The organism is Gottfriedia luciferensis, from assembly GCF_002156865.1.
GTDB classification, from domain to species: Bacteria; Bacillota; Bacilli; order Bacillales; family Bacillaceae_G; genus Gottfriedia; species Gottfriedia luciferensis.
Genome location: NZ_NCTA01000006.1, coordinates 38,603 through 55,245, shown reverse-complemented (window position 1 = coordinate 55,245; position 16,643 = coordinate 38,603). Strand labels below are relative to the sequence as shown.

16 protein-coding genes are annotated in these 16,643 nt (G+C 33.5%); 3 read left to right on the top strand and 13 right to left on the bottom strand.

Going from position 1 to position 16,643, the window contains the following annotated elements; genetic code table 11:
* Positions 1–57 precede the first annotated feature (57 nt).
* The 3 genes from B7R67_RS06960 to B7R67_RS06950 form a co-directional block, all read right to left on the bottom strand.
* Entirely contained in the window at positions 58–369 is a 312-nt protein-coding gene (locus tag B7R67_RS06960) for a hypothetical protein (protein WP_088068875.1), read from the bottom strand.
* Between the two features lie 187 nt (positions 370–556).
* A complete protein-coding gene (locus B7R67_RS06955; RefSeq protein ID WP_158095043.1) occupies positions 557–1,078 on the bottom strand; it encodes a DUF4362 domain-containing protein in 522 nt (173 codons plus the stop codon).
* 151 nt (positions 1,079–1,229) lie between these two features.
* Positions 1,230–1,850: a hypothetical protein gene (locus B7R67_RS06950; protein WP_088068871.1), complete on the bottom strand. Its 621-nt coding sequence runs from the start codon at positions 1,848–1,850 to the stop codon at positions 1,230–1,232.
* 289 nt (positions 1,851–2,139) lie between these two features.
* Here B7R67_RS06950 and B7R67_RS06945 point away from each other — a divergent pair, with 289 nt between their 5' ends.
* Positions 2,140–2,295, top strand: a complete 156-nt coding sequence (locus B7R67_RS06945) for a XapX domain-containing protein (protein ID WP_088068869.1) — start codon at positions 2,140–2,142, stop codon at positions 2,293–2,295.
* Between the two features lie 101 nt (positions 2,296–2,396).
* On the top strand, positions 2,397–3,575 hold the full coding sequence (locus B7R67_RS06940; protein WP_088068867.1) for a NupC/NupG family nucleoside CNT transporter: 1,179 nt from the start codon (positions 2,397–2,399) through the stop codon (positions 3,573–3,575).
* A gap of 97 nt (positions 3,576–3,672) precedes the next feature.
* Here B7R67_RS06940 and B7R67_RS06935 read toward each other — a convergent pair whose 3' ends face one another.
* From B7R67_RS06935 to B7R67_RS22735, 3 genes are all read right to left on the bottom strand, one after another.
* Positions 3,673–4,062, bottom strand: a complete 390-nt coding sequence (locus tag B7R67_RS06935) for an iron chaperone (protein WP_088068865.1) — start codon at positions 4,060–4,062, stop codon at positions 3,673–3,675.
* Between the two features lie 27 nt (positions 4,063–4,089).
* Entirely contained in the window at positions 4,090–5,307 is a 1,218-nt protein-coding gene (locus B7R67_RS06930) for an MFS transporter (RefSeq protein ID WP_208615632.1), read from the bottom strand.
* A 258-nt stretch (positions 5,308–5,565) separates the two neighbouring features.
* Positions 5,566–6,243 (bottom strand): response regulator transcription factor, encoded by a 678-nt coding sequence (locus tag B7R67_RS22735; RefSeq protein WP_088068863.1) that lies wholly within the window; start codon positions 6,241–6,243, stop codon positions 5,566–5,568.
* A gap of 208 nt (positions 6,244–6,451) precedes the next feature.
* Between B7R67_RS22735 and B7R67_RS06920 the strand changes: the two genes are divergently transcribed.
* Positions 6,452–7,354, top strand: coding sequence for a LysR family transcriptional regulator (locus tag B7R67_RS06920; RefSeq protein WP_088068861.1), 903 nt, complete (start codon positions 6,452–6,454; stop codon positions 7,352–7,354).
* A 58-nt stretch (positions 7,355–7,412) separates the two neighbouring features.
* Here the strand turns inward: B7R67_RS06920 and B7R67_RS06915 are convergent, their stop codons facing one another.
* From B7R67_RS06915 to B7R67_RS06885, 7 genes are all read right to left on the bottom strand, one after another.
* A complete protein-coding gene (locus tag B7R67_RS06915) occupies positions 7,413–7,838 on the bottom strand; it encodes a protein-tyrosine phosphatase family protein (protein WP_088068859.1) in 426 nt (141 codons plus the stop codon).
* A gap of 17 nt (positions 7,839–7,855) precedes the next feature.
* A complete protein-coding gene (locus tag B7R67_RS06910; protein WP_088068857.1) occupies positions 7,856–8,605 on the bottom strand; it encodes an MBL fold metallo-hydrolase in 750 nt (249 codons plus the stop codon).
* A gap of 708 nt (positions 8,606–9,313) precedes the next feature.
* Positions 9,314–10,864, bottom strand: coding sequence for an acyl-CoA carboxylase subunit beta (locus tag B7R67_RS06905; RefSeq protein WP_088068856.1), 1,551 nt, complete (start codon positions 10,862–10,864; stop codon positions 9,314–9,316).
* Between the two features lie 4 nt (positions 10,865–10,868).
* Positions 10,869–11,309: a methylmalonyl-CoA epimerase gene (gene mce / locus B7R67_RS06900; protein WP_088068854.1), complete on the bottom strand. Its 441-nt coding sequence runs from the start codon at positions 11,307–11,309 to the stop codon at positions 10,869–10,871.
* A complete protein-coding gene (gene meaB, locus B7R67_RS06895; RefSeq protein WP_088068852.1) occupies positions 11,296–12,327 on the bottom strand; it encodes a methylmalonyl Co-A mutase-associated GTPase MeaB in 1,032 nt (343 codons plus the stop codon). The genes mce and meaB overlap by 14 nt, the downstream gene beginning before the upstream one ends.
* Positions 12,328–14,493 (bottom strand): methylmalonyl-CoA mutase, encoded by a 2,166-nt coding sequence (scpA, locus tag B7R67_RS06890; protein ID WP_088068850.1) that lies wholly within the window; start codon positions 14,491–14,493, stop codon positions 12,328–12,330. It abuts the gene before it with no gap.
* Positions 14,490–16,598, bottom strand: coding sequence for a methylmalonyl-CoA mutase family protein (locus B7R67_RS06885; RefSeq protein WP_088068848.1), 2,109 nt, complete (start codon positions 16,596–16,598; stop codon positions 14,490–14,492). The genes scpA and B7R67_RS06885 overlap by 4 nt, the downstream gene beginning before the upstream one ends.
* Positions 16,599–16,643 lie beyond the last annotated feature (45 nt).

Below are 16,643 nucleotides of genomic sequence, written 5' to 3'. Positions count from 1 at the left end.
ATCCAAAACAGATTATTCCGTTTCAAACAAGGGCTATTTTACTATATAAATGAGGTATTAATTTAATCTAAATGCTTTAATAATAGATTGCTGGATGCGGTTGCCTTCATCATCCCATGCGCCAGCGCGAAGCGATACAGAGCCACCTGGATTTTTCGGAAGTTTAAGTTTCGTTTCCCAACCTGATTCTTGTGCATTTAATGTTGTTTCTTCCCAAGTATTTCCGTCATCGAAGGAAACTTCAAGAGTTGCTCCCTCGATTTGTCCTGCACCTTTTGCACCATCGATGTGCGAAGCAGAAAACTTTAGTTTAATAGAGCTTCTAGCCTTTACGTCCCCTGCTAAATTTGTATGGATATCATAGTTCAAAGCAAGTAACGGAACTGTCGCACGTTTTGCTTCATAATCTGACCAGAATGTCCATTCGGTGTGTGTTTGTGTAGACGTATTCCAGCGTGCTGGATCGCGTTGTGAGTCCTCAATCAGTTTATAATTTCCTTCTTCTATCTAGTTGTTTAAGCAATTTTTTAATGATGTCTTCAAGCTTTCTAACAAACTAAAATTCAACTTTGTCAAAATGATAGCAATTTGTTAAATATGACATTTTTGAATTAATGACAAGCTTTTGGCAATAGTCTTCTAATACTTTTGGACCTGTTACAAATTTACTCATTGCAAATGTGCCTTTACGATATTGATCCGTTCGATCTCTAGAACTATCAAAACGATAGTAAATTAATTTACCATTAAATTGATATTCTGTTATCACTGGGTCACCTTTTGAAGTAAATTCAACAAATCGAATAAAGTCAGGATTTTTATTTATCACATTATTTACGAATTGCTTAATTCTTTTATTTTCTTTCGCAGTTCGATGTTTATGTATAATATCACCGTTTTTTTTAGCGTCTTTTTTGCTATAAGATGCTGGAACCATGTTTGTTTCTTTCTTACCGTAATTTTCAATTTCTTTTACTAACATTTCTTTTGTAAATCCACTTGCTTCTGCAATCATAATATGATCGAATGAATAACTAATCCCAACTAGAAGTATAAATGAAATAATTGTTTTAAACATTTGAACCTCCATTATTTCTACCTATATTATATTTGGTTAGTTTTTCCATTCACGTATTACTTATACAAAAGTAGCGTTTTTTATCTAATCAAATTTTTTTCAATCGAGATTACTAAAAGAAAACCACCTTCATTAAAAGGTGGCGTAATCATTAGGAAGAATATGAACGATAAGAACTTGAATGATGTCTTCGCTGATACTTTCTTGAAGACGAAGAATGTCGATAATGGTGGTTAGAAGATGATGAGTGTCGATGCTGTTTTCTATGCTTACGATGACGACGGCGTGAGCTACCAAACAACGAACTAAAAAATCCAAGTTGAAGCATATCTGGATCGACTCCATATCTACCAACATCTACAATTCGTATTTCGCCATTATTCGTTAACATAATATTGTGATTATGCAGATCAAATGCATGAAGCCCCACTTTTTTAGCATCATAGATAGCATGTTCAATCTCATTTTTATATTGTTTACGTAGTTTTTTATTGTGTCCATCTAAATTATAAAATGTTTCTCCGTCTATACGATCGCATATCATAAATTCGTTTGTAAACGCATGTACTTTTGGATAATAGATACTATTCTCTAGCAAATGTAATTTAAACCCATCGTCTTGACTTTCTCCATCAAGCTTAAATACTTTCATTACATAATGATTGCGAGCGTATACATCCCCATCCTTACCGCTTGCTATGTATTCAAAATTGTCTGCATGTTCACCGAACATTGAAAAATCATGGAACTCCTTTATAAACGATTGTTTCATTCGTAATCCCCCATTTGATTTTTGTACAAACTTTTTATAGCTAATTCATTTATATTCTCTTGATTCATTCATTTTACCTACTATGATCGTTAAAAAATTTCTAATCGTATATGATTTTTCATTCTTTGGAGATACTAACGTCTTAACTGAGAAGATCGTAATGATCGAAATCGAAGACTGTGAAAGGATTCAAATAAAAATTACATATGTTCCAGTGTCGAGCTTTCACGTATAGTCTTTCCTTTATGAATTAATGAACAAACTATTTAATTTAAGGAGCGAAAAAATAATGCATGAAATCATTATGAGTTTAATTGCAGGGATTATAGTTGGCGTTGTTTTTACTCTTATTAAATTACCGATTCCCGCGCCACCTGTTTTTTCTGCAATATGTGGAATATTCGGTGTATGGGCTGGTATGAAATTAGTTCAACTATTTTTATAAAGATAAATTATTAATGATATTTTTTTTATGATTGGTAAAAATAAAATTGCAAAAGTGATAAATTTTTACTAGAAGGATTTATCTAGTCTGGAGGAAAACATATGTCATATATTATCGCTATAATAGGTATTATCCTACTTCTTGCGATTTGTTGGATAATGTCAAATGATAAAAAGAATATAAACTACAAAGCAGTTGCAATCATGTTAATCGTTCAATTGTTATTAGCTTGGTTTATGTTAAATACTGCTATTGGTAAAACTATTTTACAAAAGATTATCTCTTTCTTTAATAAAGTTTTATCTTTCGGTAATGAAGGGATTGCATTTGTTTTCGGTGATTTATCTACAAAAGGTTATTTCTGGATTAATGTTTTAATGATGATTATTTTTATTTCATCACTACTATCGATTTTAACGTATACAAGAATTCTACCTTTAGCAATTAAATATATCGGTGGAGCTGTAGCGAAAGTTACTGGATTACCAAAAATTGAGTCATTCGTTGCAGTGAATAGTATGGTATTTGGTGATACAACCGCAATCCTCTCAGTAAAATCTGAACTTCATAAGCTTACACCAAATCGATTATTCGTTGTTGTAACGTCTTCATTAGTCGCAGTATCTTGTTCAATCTTAGGTGCTTATATGCAAATGATTCCTGCAGAATATGTTTTAGTTGCTCTACCAATAAACGTATTCTCTGGATTAATTCTTTCATCAATGGTAAGCCCCGTTACTTCTGAGCAAGATGAAGAAATTAATGTGAAAGAAATGATTAAAGAAAAGTCACTATTTGAAGCAATCGGTAATGGAGCATTAGATGGTGGAAAAGTTGCTCTAATCGTAGGTGCAATGTTAATCACTTATATTGGATTACTGGCAATGATAAATTTTGTATTCAACTCAATATTTGGTCTAACTTTTACTGAAATATTAGGATATGTTTTTGCCCCTGTTGCCTTTATAATGGGTGTACCAACAGACGAATTAGTTCGTTCGGGATCAATAATGGGAACTAAAGTAGCAGCGAATGAATTTGTCGCAATGCTTGATTTCCAAAAAATAATACCAAATTTAACTTCTAAAACGATAGCAATTGTGTCATCATTCTTAGTTTCATTCGCAAACTTTTCTTCAATAGGTATTATTTATGGAGCAATCGCAGCGATTGATAAAAAACAATCCGAACTATTTGCTAAAATCGGATTAAAAGTATTATTAGTTGCTACATTAGGTTCGGTCTTAACAGGAACAATTGTTGGATTATTTGTTAGATAATTAAAGCATAAAGAACAAATAGTATATTTTTGATCCTAATTAAAATAACACCAAAGCATGAGCTAATTTAATGCTTGGGTGTTATTTTTCTTCTATTTTATTTCTTCTTTTTTAATTTTTCTTCTGCTTTTTTTCTATCCTCTATTGCACGAAATTTGACTATTTCTTTAATTAAATCAAATGGTAGTGGATCATTTATTGGAAATTGAACAGATCCTTTTGCACCTTTATAAATAGATAATTCTTCTTTAAACGCCGCAATACCACTTGCACCAGGATAAAAGCCAATATGATTTTTAAAAGCTGCAAAATGGACTAAATTCTTATGTACAGCAAAGGTCGGCATTTGATAGCTTATTTTTTCTACTGCATTTGGAACAATTTCTTTTATTGTTTTTCTTAGCGCTTGTAATTTTTCTTGAACATCAGGTTGAAATTGTGAAATATATTCATCAATATTGTCGAACGTATTTTTAGATTTTTCCATAATTTCTCCTTTTATAAAGTAATTAGATTAACTTTCAGATAGAGAACGAATTCTTCTTAGTGAAGGAAATAAGTACATCCATAACCCTGCTACAAGAACTGTACCAAGTCCACCTACAAATGCGGCTGGAACCGTACCAATTAATCCTGCCATTGTACCTGATTCAAACTCTCCAAGCTGATTGGAGGTTCCAATAAACAGTGAATTTACTGCGTTAACCCTACCTCTCATATCATCAGGTGTTTGTAATTGTACTAAAGAAGATCGAATGACAACACTCACTACGTCTGATGCACCAATCATAAATAATGCAAACAATGAAATAATTATATTTGTTGAAACTGCAAATAACATGGTTGCTAGTCCAAATACACCTAATGCTGCAAATAAAATAGGACCAAATGATTTTTTCAATGGGAAATAAGCTAATACTAAAGACATTAACAGTGCACCAACTGCCGGTGCCGTACGCATTAATCCTAAGCCCCAAGGACCGGTATGTAAAATATCTTGCGCATAAATTGGTAAAAGCGCTGTTGCACCGCCAAGTAAGACTGCGAATAAATCGAGTGAGATTGTTCCTAGAATAACAGGATGACGATAAACAAATTCTAATCCCATTAACATCGAACGTAATGTAACCGGCTCAGATTTACGAATAAATTGACTATCCAACTTAATTAAGTACGTAAGAAAACTCGAAATTAATAACGCAATTGTAGCAGTACAATATACGAACGCAGGTCCTAATGAAAATAATAACCCTCCAAGTGATGGTCCTAATATTTGAGCAGTTTGGCCTGCCGAAGTGCTCCATGAAATTGCCTGCTGTAAAATTTCTTTTGGGACTACTTGTGGCAATAATGCTGAAGAGGATGGACCCTCAAACGAACGACATGCTCCTAGTATAAACGCAGCAATTAAAATTTCCTCACGACCAAGCCAGTTTGCGAAATTCCCATATAAAAGTAGACCAGCAATTACTGCTTCAATCATTTGACAAAGAAATACAATTTTTCGTCGATCCACTCTGTCTGCAACTTGTCCTACGACCAAAGTAAGTAATACCATCGGGATAAACTGTGCTAACCCTACCAAACCAAGACTAAAAGCATCATGGGTCAGATCATACATTTGCCATCCAATTGCTACAGATAACATTTGAAATGAAGTGGAGGTTAACATTCTCGATATCCAAAAATTTGAAAACGAAGTTCCCTTAAAAGTACCATTTAAACCAAACAATTCAAAAATCTCCCTTTATTTATCGTCTTACCTAAATTTAAATACAGATCATTATACTATTTTTACACTGTGTTTGTTTAATCATTCAACCTATCGATTTTACCTTTTCATTTTCAATTATGTTTCAAATTTTTGTCTTGATTTTTAGATAATCAATTAGTAAGTCAATTAACTCATAATGATAAAATATAAGCTTATTTCGAACATAAAAATAAGCAATCTTACATTATAAAAAGATTAGTGTATTTTATATCTAAATTATTCAAGCGTAATCCAATTATTTTTAACCGCTAAAATAACTGCATTTAATCGATCCGATACTTGAAGCTTATGAATAATATTCGAAACGTGATTTTTTACAGTTTTACTTGAAATAAACAATTCAGTTCCGATTTGTATATTGGAATATCCTTGAGCCAATAATTGGAGTATTTCGATTTCTCTTCTAGTCAAAAGATTTTTCATTGATCTATAATCTAATTCTTTTCTTTTCTTGCTATCCTCAATAAGACGATTGTTTTCTTGTATTATTTTATTGGTTAAGCGAGAATCTAAAAAGAAATGACCATTTTGAACTTGTTTAATAATTTGGATCAAGTATTGTTCATCAATATCAGCTAAGCAGATTGCATTGACTCCAATGCTAATTAGTCGGACAATTTCGTTATAATCTAGATTATTTTTAAGAATAATGACATTCGCTTTGCGATTACGTAACTTGACCAACTGCGACTTTTTTTCCATTTCTTCATTTTTGACATAACAAATGAAATAAGTTTCATCTAATTCAAAAGTATTTATTTGATGAAAGTCTATTTTTTTAACATCCATTTTATAGTTTTCTAAAATCGTACAAATACCTGAAACAAATAAAGCATTTTCAACAAATATAAATGTTTTGTTTTCTTGATGATTCAACAAATTGTTTGCAAACATTTTTATTTCCCAACTTTCAACAATAATTTAAGCAACAGACTGATATTTAATTGCATTAATCCCTATTAATCCTATAAAATTAAAAGACATTAATATTTTACATGTTTTCAGTTAGAAAATATAGTAACCATTATTTAATCGAAATTTAAGTTTTACTTAACAATTAAATTCCCTTTCCAAATAGGATAGTTATTATAAGGAGATAAACATGAACTTTGAACAACTCGAGTATATTGTAACGGTAGCAAATGAAAAATCAATCTCAAAAGCTGCGGAAAAATTACATATTTCTCCTTCTGGAATTAGCCAAGCGATCTCGCAACTAGAAAAAGAATTAGAAATTAATATATTTAATCGCTCAAGGGGTGGAGTTACCCTAACTAATCAAGGAGAAATCGTTTTAACAAGCTCAATTGAAATATTAAATAATTTGACACATTTAAAAGAAAAACTTGCTAATAATAAGGAAACTAGTCTTAAACATATTCATTTAGCATGCGCTCCTACTTTTACTTTTCTATTGTATGATGTTCTAAAAAAATACACTGGAGAAAATAGAAATGTTACGTTTGAACTAATTGAAAAAAGTACGACACAAATTATGAATAATTTTACGAATGATCGTTTTGATTTAGCATTAGTCGTATCCACAAAAGCAGAGTTAGAAAAAGAAAATAAGTTAAATTTTGAGTATTTATGTACGGGATATGTCTGCGTTTTAGTCGGTAAAAATTCACCATTTTATAATTTAGACTTTGTAACAGCAAACGATTTAAATAATCAGAAGGTAGTTATGTATAATTTCTCAAATAAAAATTTTCTTCAAATGGCAAAAAGATTTAAAAATGATATTGTTTTCAAATCAAATCGTACATTAGCACTAATCGAGATGATAAAAGAAAACCAAGTATTTAAATATACTCACAATACGACTTTAAAAAATTTCCCCGAAGTACGAAAAGGTGAGCTAAAAATCTTACCAATTAAAGAAAATGATGATTTTATTTACCAGGACTTTTGGTTTGTATCCCCTAGCGACAGGCCAATTTCGAACACCTGTAAAGAATTTATACAATCGATCAAAAATCATTTACAAAGTATGACTGAATAATGTAAAAAAGCTAAATTCACAAGTATAATGTGTAAATTTAGCTTTTTTTGTTTATTTTTTATGCATTTGGAAAAATCTTTTTTAAAGCTTCGATCATATCTGGATTTGATTTGATCGTTGGACGAATTGCTCTAGTCATCTCTTCAGCTTCTTCAATTGTTTTAGCTTTGTTTAAAGCAATCATAGTCCCCATTGCTACTGTGCCTGCTCGTGTATTTCCTCCACCACAATGAAAGTACACCTTTTGATCATTTTGATACGCGTTCACAACATGATCAATTGCTTGTTTTAGTGTTTTAGCTTGTTCTTCTTTCGAATCTACTATTGGACTATGTACGCGATTTAATGAGGAATCTGCTTCAAATTTTTTTACTCTTAGATCAAAAATAATATCTGCATTTTCCTGTTCCATCATTTCTTTTACATCTTCAGCGCCACCAAAATAAATTCGATCTTTTATTAATTCCTGATAATTTTTACTCATACTATCCCCTACTACTTTTATTTTTTTATGATTTCATTTAATCTTTCTTTAACATTGCCTTCAAAAAGGCCACCGTGATAACAAATTACCCTATCAATATCAAATGATAATAGTCCTTCAATTGACTTTATCGACTGTTCAACATCATATGTGTATTGAGGATTTGAAGGGTACAGTTGTCCATTTTCGATCAATAATGCATCACCTGCAACTAATGTTTTAGATTCTTTATGATAAAAGCTAATATGTCCCGGCGTATGACCGGCAGTATCGATTACACTAATTCCTCCACAAATTGACAATTCATTCCCTAGTTCTAAACCATGATTTATTTTACCTTTAGGTGGATTTTCCAATCTGTGTTTAAATGCTTTACGGAAATCATCAGACGCTTCAGCAGGTAATGATTCTAGAGCCTTTGCAATTGATTCCGGTGTGAGTTTTACAAGCATCTTATCCCCTTGTATATAAGGTTTTTCAACCTCACTCGCGTAAACCTCAATTTTATTAATCGATTCATCTACAATCGCAGAAAGACTTCCTATATGATCAATATCTTGATGTGTAATTAAAATTTTGTTTAGTTTTTCAAATGATACCCCCAACTGATTGAAACAGTTTCGAAATTCGTTTAATTGTCCAGGATAACCTGTATCAATTAAGACAACATTTTGATCATCCCAGATTAAAGTTGGATGGATTTTATTCGACATACCATTTGTATTCATTGTAATCGTTAACATTTGGATATTACTTGTTCCATGCATAAAAATCACTCCTAAACAGAAATTTATTTATTCATTTGCAAGTATTATCGTACCTATTAAACCTTAAGTAGTCAATAAGTAAATATATTATTATAACACATAAAAATATATTTGTCAACGATTTTTTTCATCGGTAAAATATTTAACTTTTTTTTAATTGGTTCTGTAAAAAAAGAGTGTTGATGATTTCCGTTCCAGGATGCTCGCTTTCTTAAGTGCAGGGACAAGGAATAGCAGGATCAAGGGAAGATATAAAAAATTTTAGTGTATTTTATTTCCTCTGTTTATTTTTCGTCCTAAGCTTTCCTTGTTTTACCTAGCTTCCTGCTTTACCTACTCTTAACTCCTTCCACTCCAATCACTCTCTAAATATAATATTATTTAAATCCTTCTATAAAATCTTTTTCAAAAATGAGTTTTATATACTATAAACAATTGACATGAACAGAGCCTATTCTATTAATTAAATATTACACTAAATAAATAAAAAACCAGATATACCTGGTTTCAGTGTGTAGACAAATCCTATTTATTTGATTTTCAGACTGATTGAAAACGCTTGTCTTTAGAGGCGCGAAGCCTAGTGAGGAGCGGAGTTACCATTAGACGGTAATGAGCACCGCAGTCAGGCGAAGCAACGAAGAAAGCGAGCGTTTGTCAACAGTCTGAAACCAGATATACCTGTTTTTGGTCTATCTAGTTTGTACCTTAAAGAGGGATATTCCCATGTTTTTTCTTTGGTCTTGTTTCACTTTTTGTTTTGAGCATTTCTAATGATTGCTTTAATACTTTACGCGTCTCTCTTGGATCAATTACATCGTCCACCATTCCATGTGATGCAGCAACATATGGATTTGCAAACATTTCGCGATATTCTGAAATTTTATCGGATCGCGTGGCTGCTGGGTCGATACTTTGATTGATTTCTTTCGCAAAAATAATATTTGCTGCTCCTTCAGGACCCATTACAGCAATTTCAGCGTTCGGCCATGCATATACTACATCCGCTCCAATTGCTTTTGAATTCATTGCAACATATGCACCACCATATGCTTTTCTTAAAATTACAGTTATTTTCGGAACTGTCGCTTCTGAGTACGCATATAAAATTTTGGCTCCGTGTCGAATAATTCCGCCATGCTCCTGATTTACTCCAGGGAAAAATCCGGTTACATCTTCAAAAGTAATTAAAGGAATATTAAACGAGTCACAGAATCGAATAAATCTTGAAAGCTTATCAGATGAATTAATATCTAGTCCACCTGCCATTACTTTCGGTTGATTTGCAATAATGCCTACACTATTACCATCTAACCGTCCAAATCCAACAACTATATTTTTTGCGAAATTTGGTTGTACTTCCATAAAGTCGCCATTATCAAGAATTTGTTCGATTACTTTTCGAACATCATAAACTTTAGTTGATTCAATTGGAACTAAATCGATTAAATCTTCACGCCAGTCGTCCTGTTCAAAGAAAGGAATTCCTTCTGGCTTTTCGTTATTGTTTTGCGGTAAGAAACTAATTAATCTTCTCACTTGCTCTAATATCTCAGGTTCCGTTTCTTCAGTGAAATGTGCTACACCACTGATCGATGAATGCACCTTAGCACCACCAAGATTTTCAGTTGAAATTTGTTCTCCGGTAATCGTTTCAATTACTTTCGGTCCAGTTATAAACATTTGACTTGTTTTTTCCACCATAAATACAAAATCAGTAATAGCTGGCGAATATACGGCACCACCTGCACATGGACCCATAATGACTGAGATCTGTGGCACTACACCAGAATAAATAGAGTTTCGATAAAAAATATGACCGTATCCGTCTAATGAAACTACTCCTTCTTGTATTCTAGCACCACCTGAATCATTTAAGCCGATGATAGGAGCTCCTACTTTTGCTGCTAAATCCATAATCTTTGCTATTTTGATAGCATGCATTTCACCTAATGCACCACCGAAAACAGTAAAATCTTGTGCAAAAACGTAAATTAATCGTCCATGAATTTTCCCGTAGCCAGTAACAACTCCTTCTCCAGGACTTTCCATTTTATCCATGCCGAAATTTGTTGCTCGATGCTTGATAAAAGGATTTAACTCTACAAAAGTGTCTTCATCTAATAATAAATTAATACGTTCCCTAGCAGTTAACTTCCCTCTATTGTGCTGAGAATCGATTCGATCGTCTCCTCCACCCAGTTCAATTACTCTTTTTCTATCCATTAATTCATTTATTTTTTCATATGCAGTAGTCATTTTATTATTCAACTTCCTTTCTGGAAATGCTTGAAGATGGCTGGCATAATTCAATCAATACTTTATTCGTTGAATTAGGATGAAGGAATGCAACTAGGCTCCCATGTGCACCAATCTTAGGTACTTCGTTTATAAGGTTTATTCCTTGCTCTTTCACAATTTTTAACTGCTTCTCACAGTTTTCAGTTTCGAATGCGATATGATGAATCCCTTCACCTTTTTTCTCAATAAATTTTGCAATCGGACTCTCTGGGCTTGTTGCTTCTAACAATTCAATCTTTACTTCTCCTATTTCGATAAACGCCACACGAACCTTTTCACTTTCAACCGTTTCAATTCCAATAAGATTTAAGCCAAGGACATTTGTGTACAATTGAATAGAACTCTCTAAATCTCTTACAGCAATTCCGATATGATTTATTTTCTTAGGCTTAATCTCCTGCATTCAAATTTCCCCTTTCAGTACCTTCAAAAATATTTAATAGATTCTTTGCAGCTAATGTTGCTGTTATTGTTCCATTAACAATTGAGTTTTCGATGGATCGTAAATTTAGTTTTACACCTTCATGATTCATGAAGCTATGTTTCAATTGGTCATATACCATGTTGTACATCCAATCAATCATTTGATTTTGACGACGTTTTTGAAAATATCCTGAGTCTAGTGTAATTTGTCTAAATGCCAAGATTTCAGTCCAGATTTCTTCAATTCCTTCACTTAACAAAGCCGAAACTGTGTACGCCTTGCTAGTCCATCCAGGAGTTGAAGGTTGTAGCAAATGCAATATTCGATTGAATTCAGCCTTTGCTGCTAGTGCTTTGATTTTGTTTTCTCCATCGGCTTTATTAATGACAATCGAATCTGCTAGTTCCATGATTCCTTTTTTTATGCCTTGTAGTTCATCACCTGCTCCAGTCAGCATAACTAATAGGAAATAATCAACCATGGAACGAACTTGCACTTCACTTTGTCCAACTCCAACAGTTTCTATTAATATCACGTCATATCCAGCTGCTTCGCATACTAACATTGATTCTCGTGTCTTCCTTGCAATTCCACCAAGGGATCCTCCTGAAGCAGAAGGTCGAATAAAAGCATTTGGATTCCTAGATAGTGAATCCATTCTTGTTTTGTCACCAAGGATACTTCCTTTTGTTATCGTGCTACTAGGATCAATCGTTAAAACAGCAACCTTATGTCCTTGTTCACACAAATACATTCCAAAGCTTTCTATTAAACTACTTTTTCCGGCACCTGGAACCCCAGTTATTCCAATACGGATCGAACGTCCTGTATGAGGGAGTAGTCTAGTCAATACATTTTGAGCAGAATTCATATGCGCCAACGAATTACTTTCAATTAACGTAATTGTTTGTGCCAATATTGTTCTATTCCCCTCAAGAACGCCATTTACGTAGTCATCTTCTGAAAGCTTTTTCTTCCTTTTATTTTGTTGGTCCATTTAAAGCGTATCCTCTAGTCTACGATTAATTTCTTCGATGACTTTTTGAGCTGCAACTGGGATTACAGTACCTGGTCCGAATATTGCAGCAGCTCCGTTTTTCAATAAAAATTCATAGTCCCCTGCAGGTATTACTCCACCTGCGATAATGACAATATCTTCACGACCTAATTTTCTTAATTCCTCTACTAATTGCGGAAGAAGTGTTTTATGACCTCCTGCTAATGAACTCATCCCAATAACATGTACGTCATTTTCGACTGCTTGTAGTGCAGTTTCTGCAGGTGTTTGGAATAAAGGACCGATATCTACATCAAAACCTAAATCGGCAAATGCAGTTGCAATGACTTTCGCTCCTCGATCGTGTCCATCTTGACCTAATTTTGCAATCATAATTCTAGGACGGCGACCTTCAGTTTCCTCGAAATCATCCGCCATTTTACGAACAATCTCAATTTCCTCTTTCTCCCCATATTCAGCACTATATACGCCCATAATGGAACGAATAACAGCTTTATGTCGACCAACTACTTTTTCATATGCATCAGAAATTTCTCCTAATGTTGCTCTAGCTCTTGCAGCTTCAATTGCAAGCGCTAACAAATTTCCTTTACCTGACTTAGCTGATTCAGTAATTGCAGTTAATGCAGCCTGTACTTTCGCTTCATCTCTAGTTGCACGAAGTTCATGTAAACGCATAATTTGTGCTTCACGAACAGCTGTATTATCTACTTCTAGAACTTCTAATGGATCCTCTTTTTCAAGGCGGTATTTGTTAACCCCTATTATTGTTTCCTTACCTGAATCGATATGCGCTTGACGTCTTGCTGCAGCTTCTTCAATTCTCATTTTTGGTAAGCCTGTTTCAATTGCTTTTGCCATTCCGCCTAATGATTCAACCTCTTGAATATGTGACCATGCTTTATGAACCAGTTCACTCGTCAACGCTTCAACGTAATAGGATCCACCCCATGGGTCAACAACTTTACAGATTCCAGTTTCTTCTTGCAAATAAAGCTGCGTATTACGTGCGATTCTGGCAGAAAAATCTGTCGGTAAAGCGATCGCTTCATCTAAAGCATTTGTATGAAGTGATTGAGTATGTCCTAAAACTGCTGCCATTGCTTCGATACATGTACGAGTAACATTATTAAACGGATCTTGCTCAGTTAAGCTCCACCCGGAAGTTTGAGAATGTGTTCTTAATGCCATTGATTTTTCTTTCTTTGGATCAAAAGATTTAATTAATTTAGCCCATAACAAGCGGGCAGCTCTCATTTTAGCAATCTCCATAAAGTAGTTCATTCCAATTCCCCAGAAAAAAGACAGACGAGGAGCGAATGAATCGATATCAATTCCTGCTTTTAATCCAGTTCTTACGTATTCCAATCCGTTCGCCAATGTATAACCTAATTCAATATCTGCAGTAGCTCCTGCTTCTTGCATATGGTAACCAGATATACTAATACTGTTGAATTTTGGCATATGCTCAGATGTATAAGAAAAAATATCTGCGATGATTCGCATTGACGCTTCAGGTGGATAAATATATGTGTTTCGAACCATATATTCTTTTAAAATATCGTTTTGAATTGTTCCAGTTAATTGCGATTGGTGCACACCTTGTTCTTCTGCAGCAACAATATAAAAAGCTAAAACAGGTAATACCGCACCATTCATCGTCATTGATACTGACATTTTGTCTAAAGGAATTCCATCAAATAAAATCTTCATGTCTAAAATTGAATCAATTGCAACACCTGCTTTTCCAACATCCCCTTCAACTCGAGGATGATCTGAATCATACCCGCGATGAGTTGCTAAATCGAACGCAATCGATAATCCCTTTTGACCAGCTGCTAAATTTCTTCGATAAAATGCATTACTCTCTTCAGCAGTTGAAAAACCAGCATATTGACGAATTGTCCAAGGCTTATTTATATACATTGCAGGGTAAGGACCTCTTAAAAAAGGAGCAATGCCCGAAACATAACCTAAATGCTCCATATTATTTAAATCATTTAAGTCGTAAAGAGGCTTTACATCAATCTGCTCGTATGTTTTCCATTCCTTTATCTCATTTTCGACCTGCTTTGGAGGAGTTGAATTCGGTAATGTAAATGTTGTATGAAACGGCATTTTACTAAAATCAATTAATTTGTTCATTTTCTAAACCCTCCATCCAATTGAAGATTTTCCAATTTATCATAATTGTTTACATGCATATGGATGAAATCATTGACGCCAAGTTGTTTATATAAGTTCATTTCCTCTATAACAGGCTTTCCTGCTAAAAGAACATTTACTTTTGGATTTTTTAATTTAAATTGTTTTGTTAAAATTGGTACAATTTCTGGATATTGGTCATCAGTTGAACAAATTACAGCAATTGTTGACCCTGATTGATTAAACAGATCTATCACTTCAGTAATTGAATCAAACCCTTTATTTTGCAGTACTTTAAACCCACCGACTTCAAAGAAATCTGTAACAAAATCTGTTCTTGCCTTATACTTTGCAACAGGACCGTAATTTGCTACAAATACAGTAGGAAATTCACCATTTTTATGTTTGTAGGCTTCAGAAAATTGACGTAAAATTTCATACGGTTTTGCTCCACGATTAATCATTAAAGGACGAATCTTTGGCCGTGTTGAAGTTGAGTAGTTCATCATTTTTTTCAACTCAGTAATCGAAGCCCCGTTATTTGCTGCGTCAATTGCATCTTCCATTGAAAGATTTTCTAATTCTTTTAAATGAGCTAAGTTAGTTTTAACATCATCAGTAGTTGATTTTTGGTCAACATCTTCCTCTTGATTTAAAGCCTTTGTTTTTAATGACGTTTCCAAAAGATTTGGATAAATATTTGTCCCAATAAATTTATCTTTTCTATTTTTAATGTTCGCTGTTTTCTCTTCTGAAACTTGAGCAATCAATTCTTGAGGTAGACCGATTTGTAATGCTTTAAACATTCCTCCGTTTTCTTCCACCTTTTGGAAAAGTTCCCAAGCTTTTTCAGCAATTGTATAAGTAAGTGATTCAATATACCAAGATCCCCCGGCTGGATCAGTTACTTTTGATAAATTAGATTCTTTATCAAGTATTAAATGAGTATTTCTAGCAATTCGGCGTGAAAATTCATCTGATGTTTTAATGGCTTCATCAAATGGCGATACTTGCAGACTATCTGTTCCGCCAATTACTCCTGCGAATGCTTCAACTGTTCCACGTAGTATGTTTACATAAGGATCATATTTTGTTTTCGTCCAAGCGGATGTACGTGAATGGATCGTCATTTTTTGAGCAGCTTCATTTCCACCTAATTCTTTGATGATTCTTGCCCACAACATCCTCGCCGCTCTCAATTTCGCAATTTCCATGAAAAAGTTAGAACCGATTGAAAACGAGAAAATCATTTTATTCGCTGCATCATCAATCGATAGATCTCGATGATCCATTTCCCGTAAGTACTCTAAACCAGATGAAATAGCAAAAGCTAACTCATGAATAACATTTCCTCCAGCATCATGATAAGGATGTGTTTGAACAAATAGAGTGCGTAAATTTGGTGTATTTTTGATAGACCATTTTGTCATCTCAGCCATCATTTCATAAGTATCATTTAAAGAATAACTGAGGGAACCTTCCTTTACTAAATCGCTTAAAGGATCCATCCCAAAACAGCCTTTTATTTTTTTAAAATCATAATTTTGTTGTTGTATGTATGCTACAAATGAGGCAAAAAATGCTTTTCCTCCATTTGCAGTTTCAATATAAAATGGTACTTCCTCTAAATTGATATTTTGGAAAGCTTTTCTAAAATCGTTAACAGAACTAATTAATAGTCCCTTTCTTTTATTTGCTTGATGTATATTTATTTCATCTGATTCATATAGAAACAGCTTTAACATCGTTTGCCCTCTATCTAAATCATACCTTGCAATTTGGTTAAATTCCTCTGGGGTTGAAGAGTCGATATCTTGACAAATATCCCATGGTTTATCAAGATAACCTTGCTTTTTTGTTCCTCTCACAAATGGAAACTCTCCAGGTTTCGTCTCTAAATACGGAAAACCTTCGATATCTTCTTCCCTATACATTGGCTGCAAATCAATTTTTTCATATGTTCTCGTAACAAGCTTTTCCTCAATAGTGGCTCCTTTTAAAGATTTTTCTACTACGTCTCTCCACTCCTGTGCAGTCGGCTTCGGAAATTCAGTAAATAATTTCTCTTCTAAATGATGGTTTGAAGTATTTGTATTCTCTGACATGTTTAAAGCCACTCCTTTCCTTATCTTTCAATCTCATAAACTAAA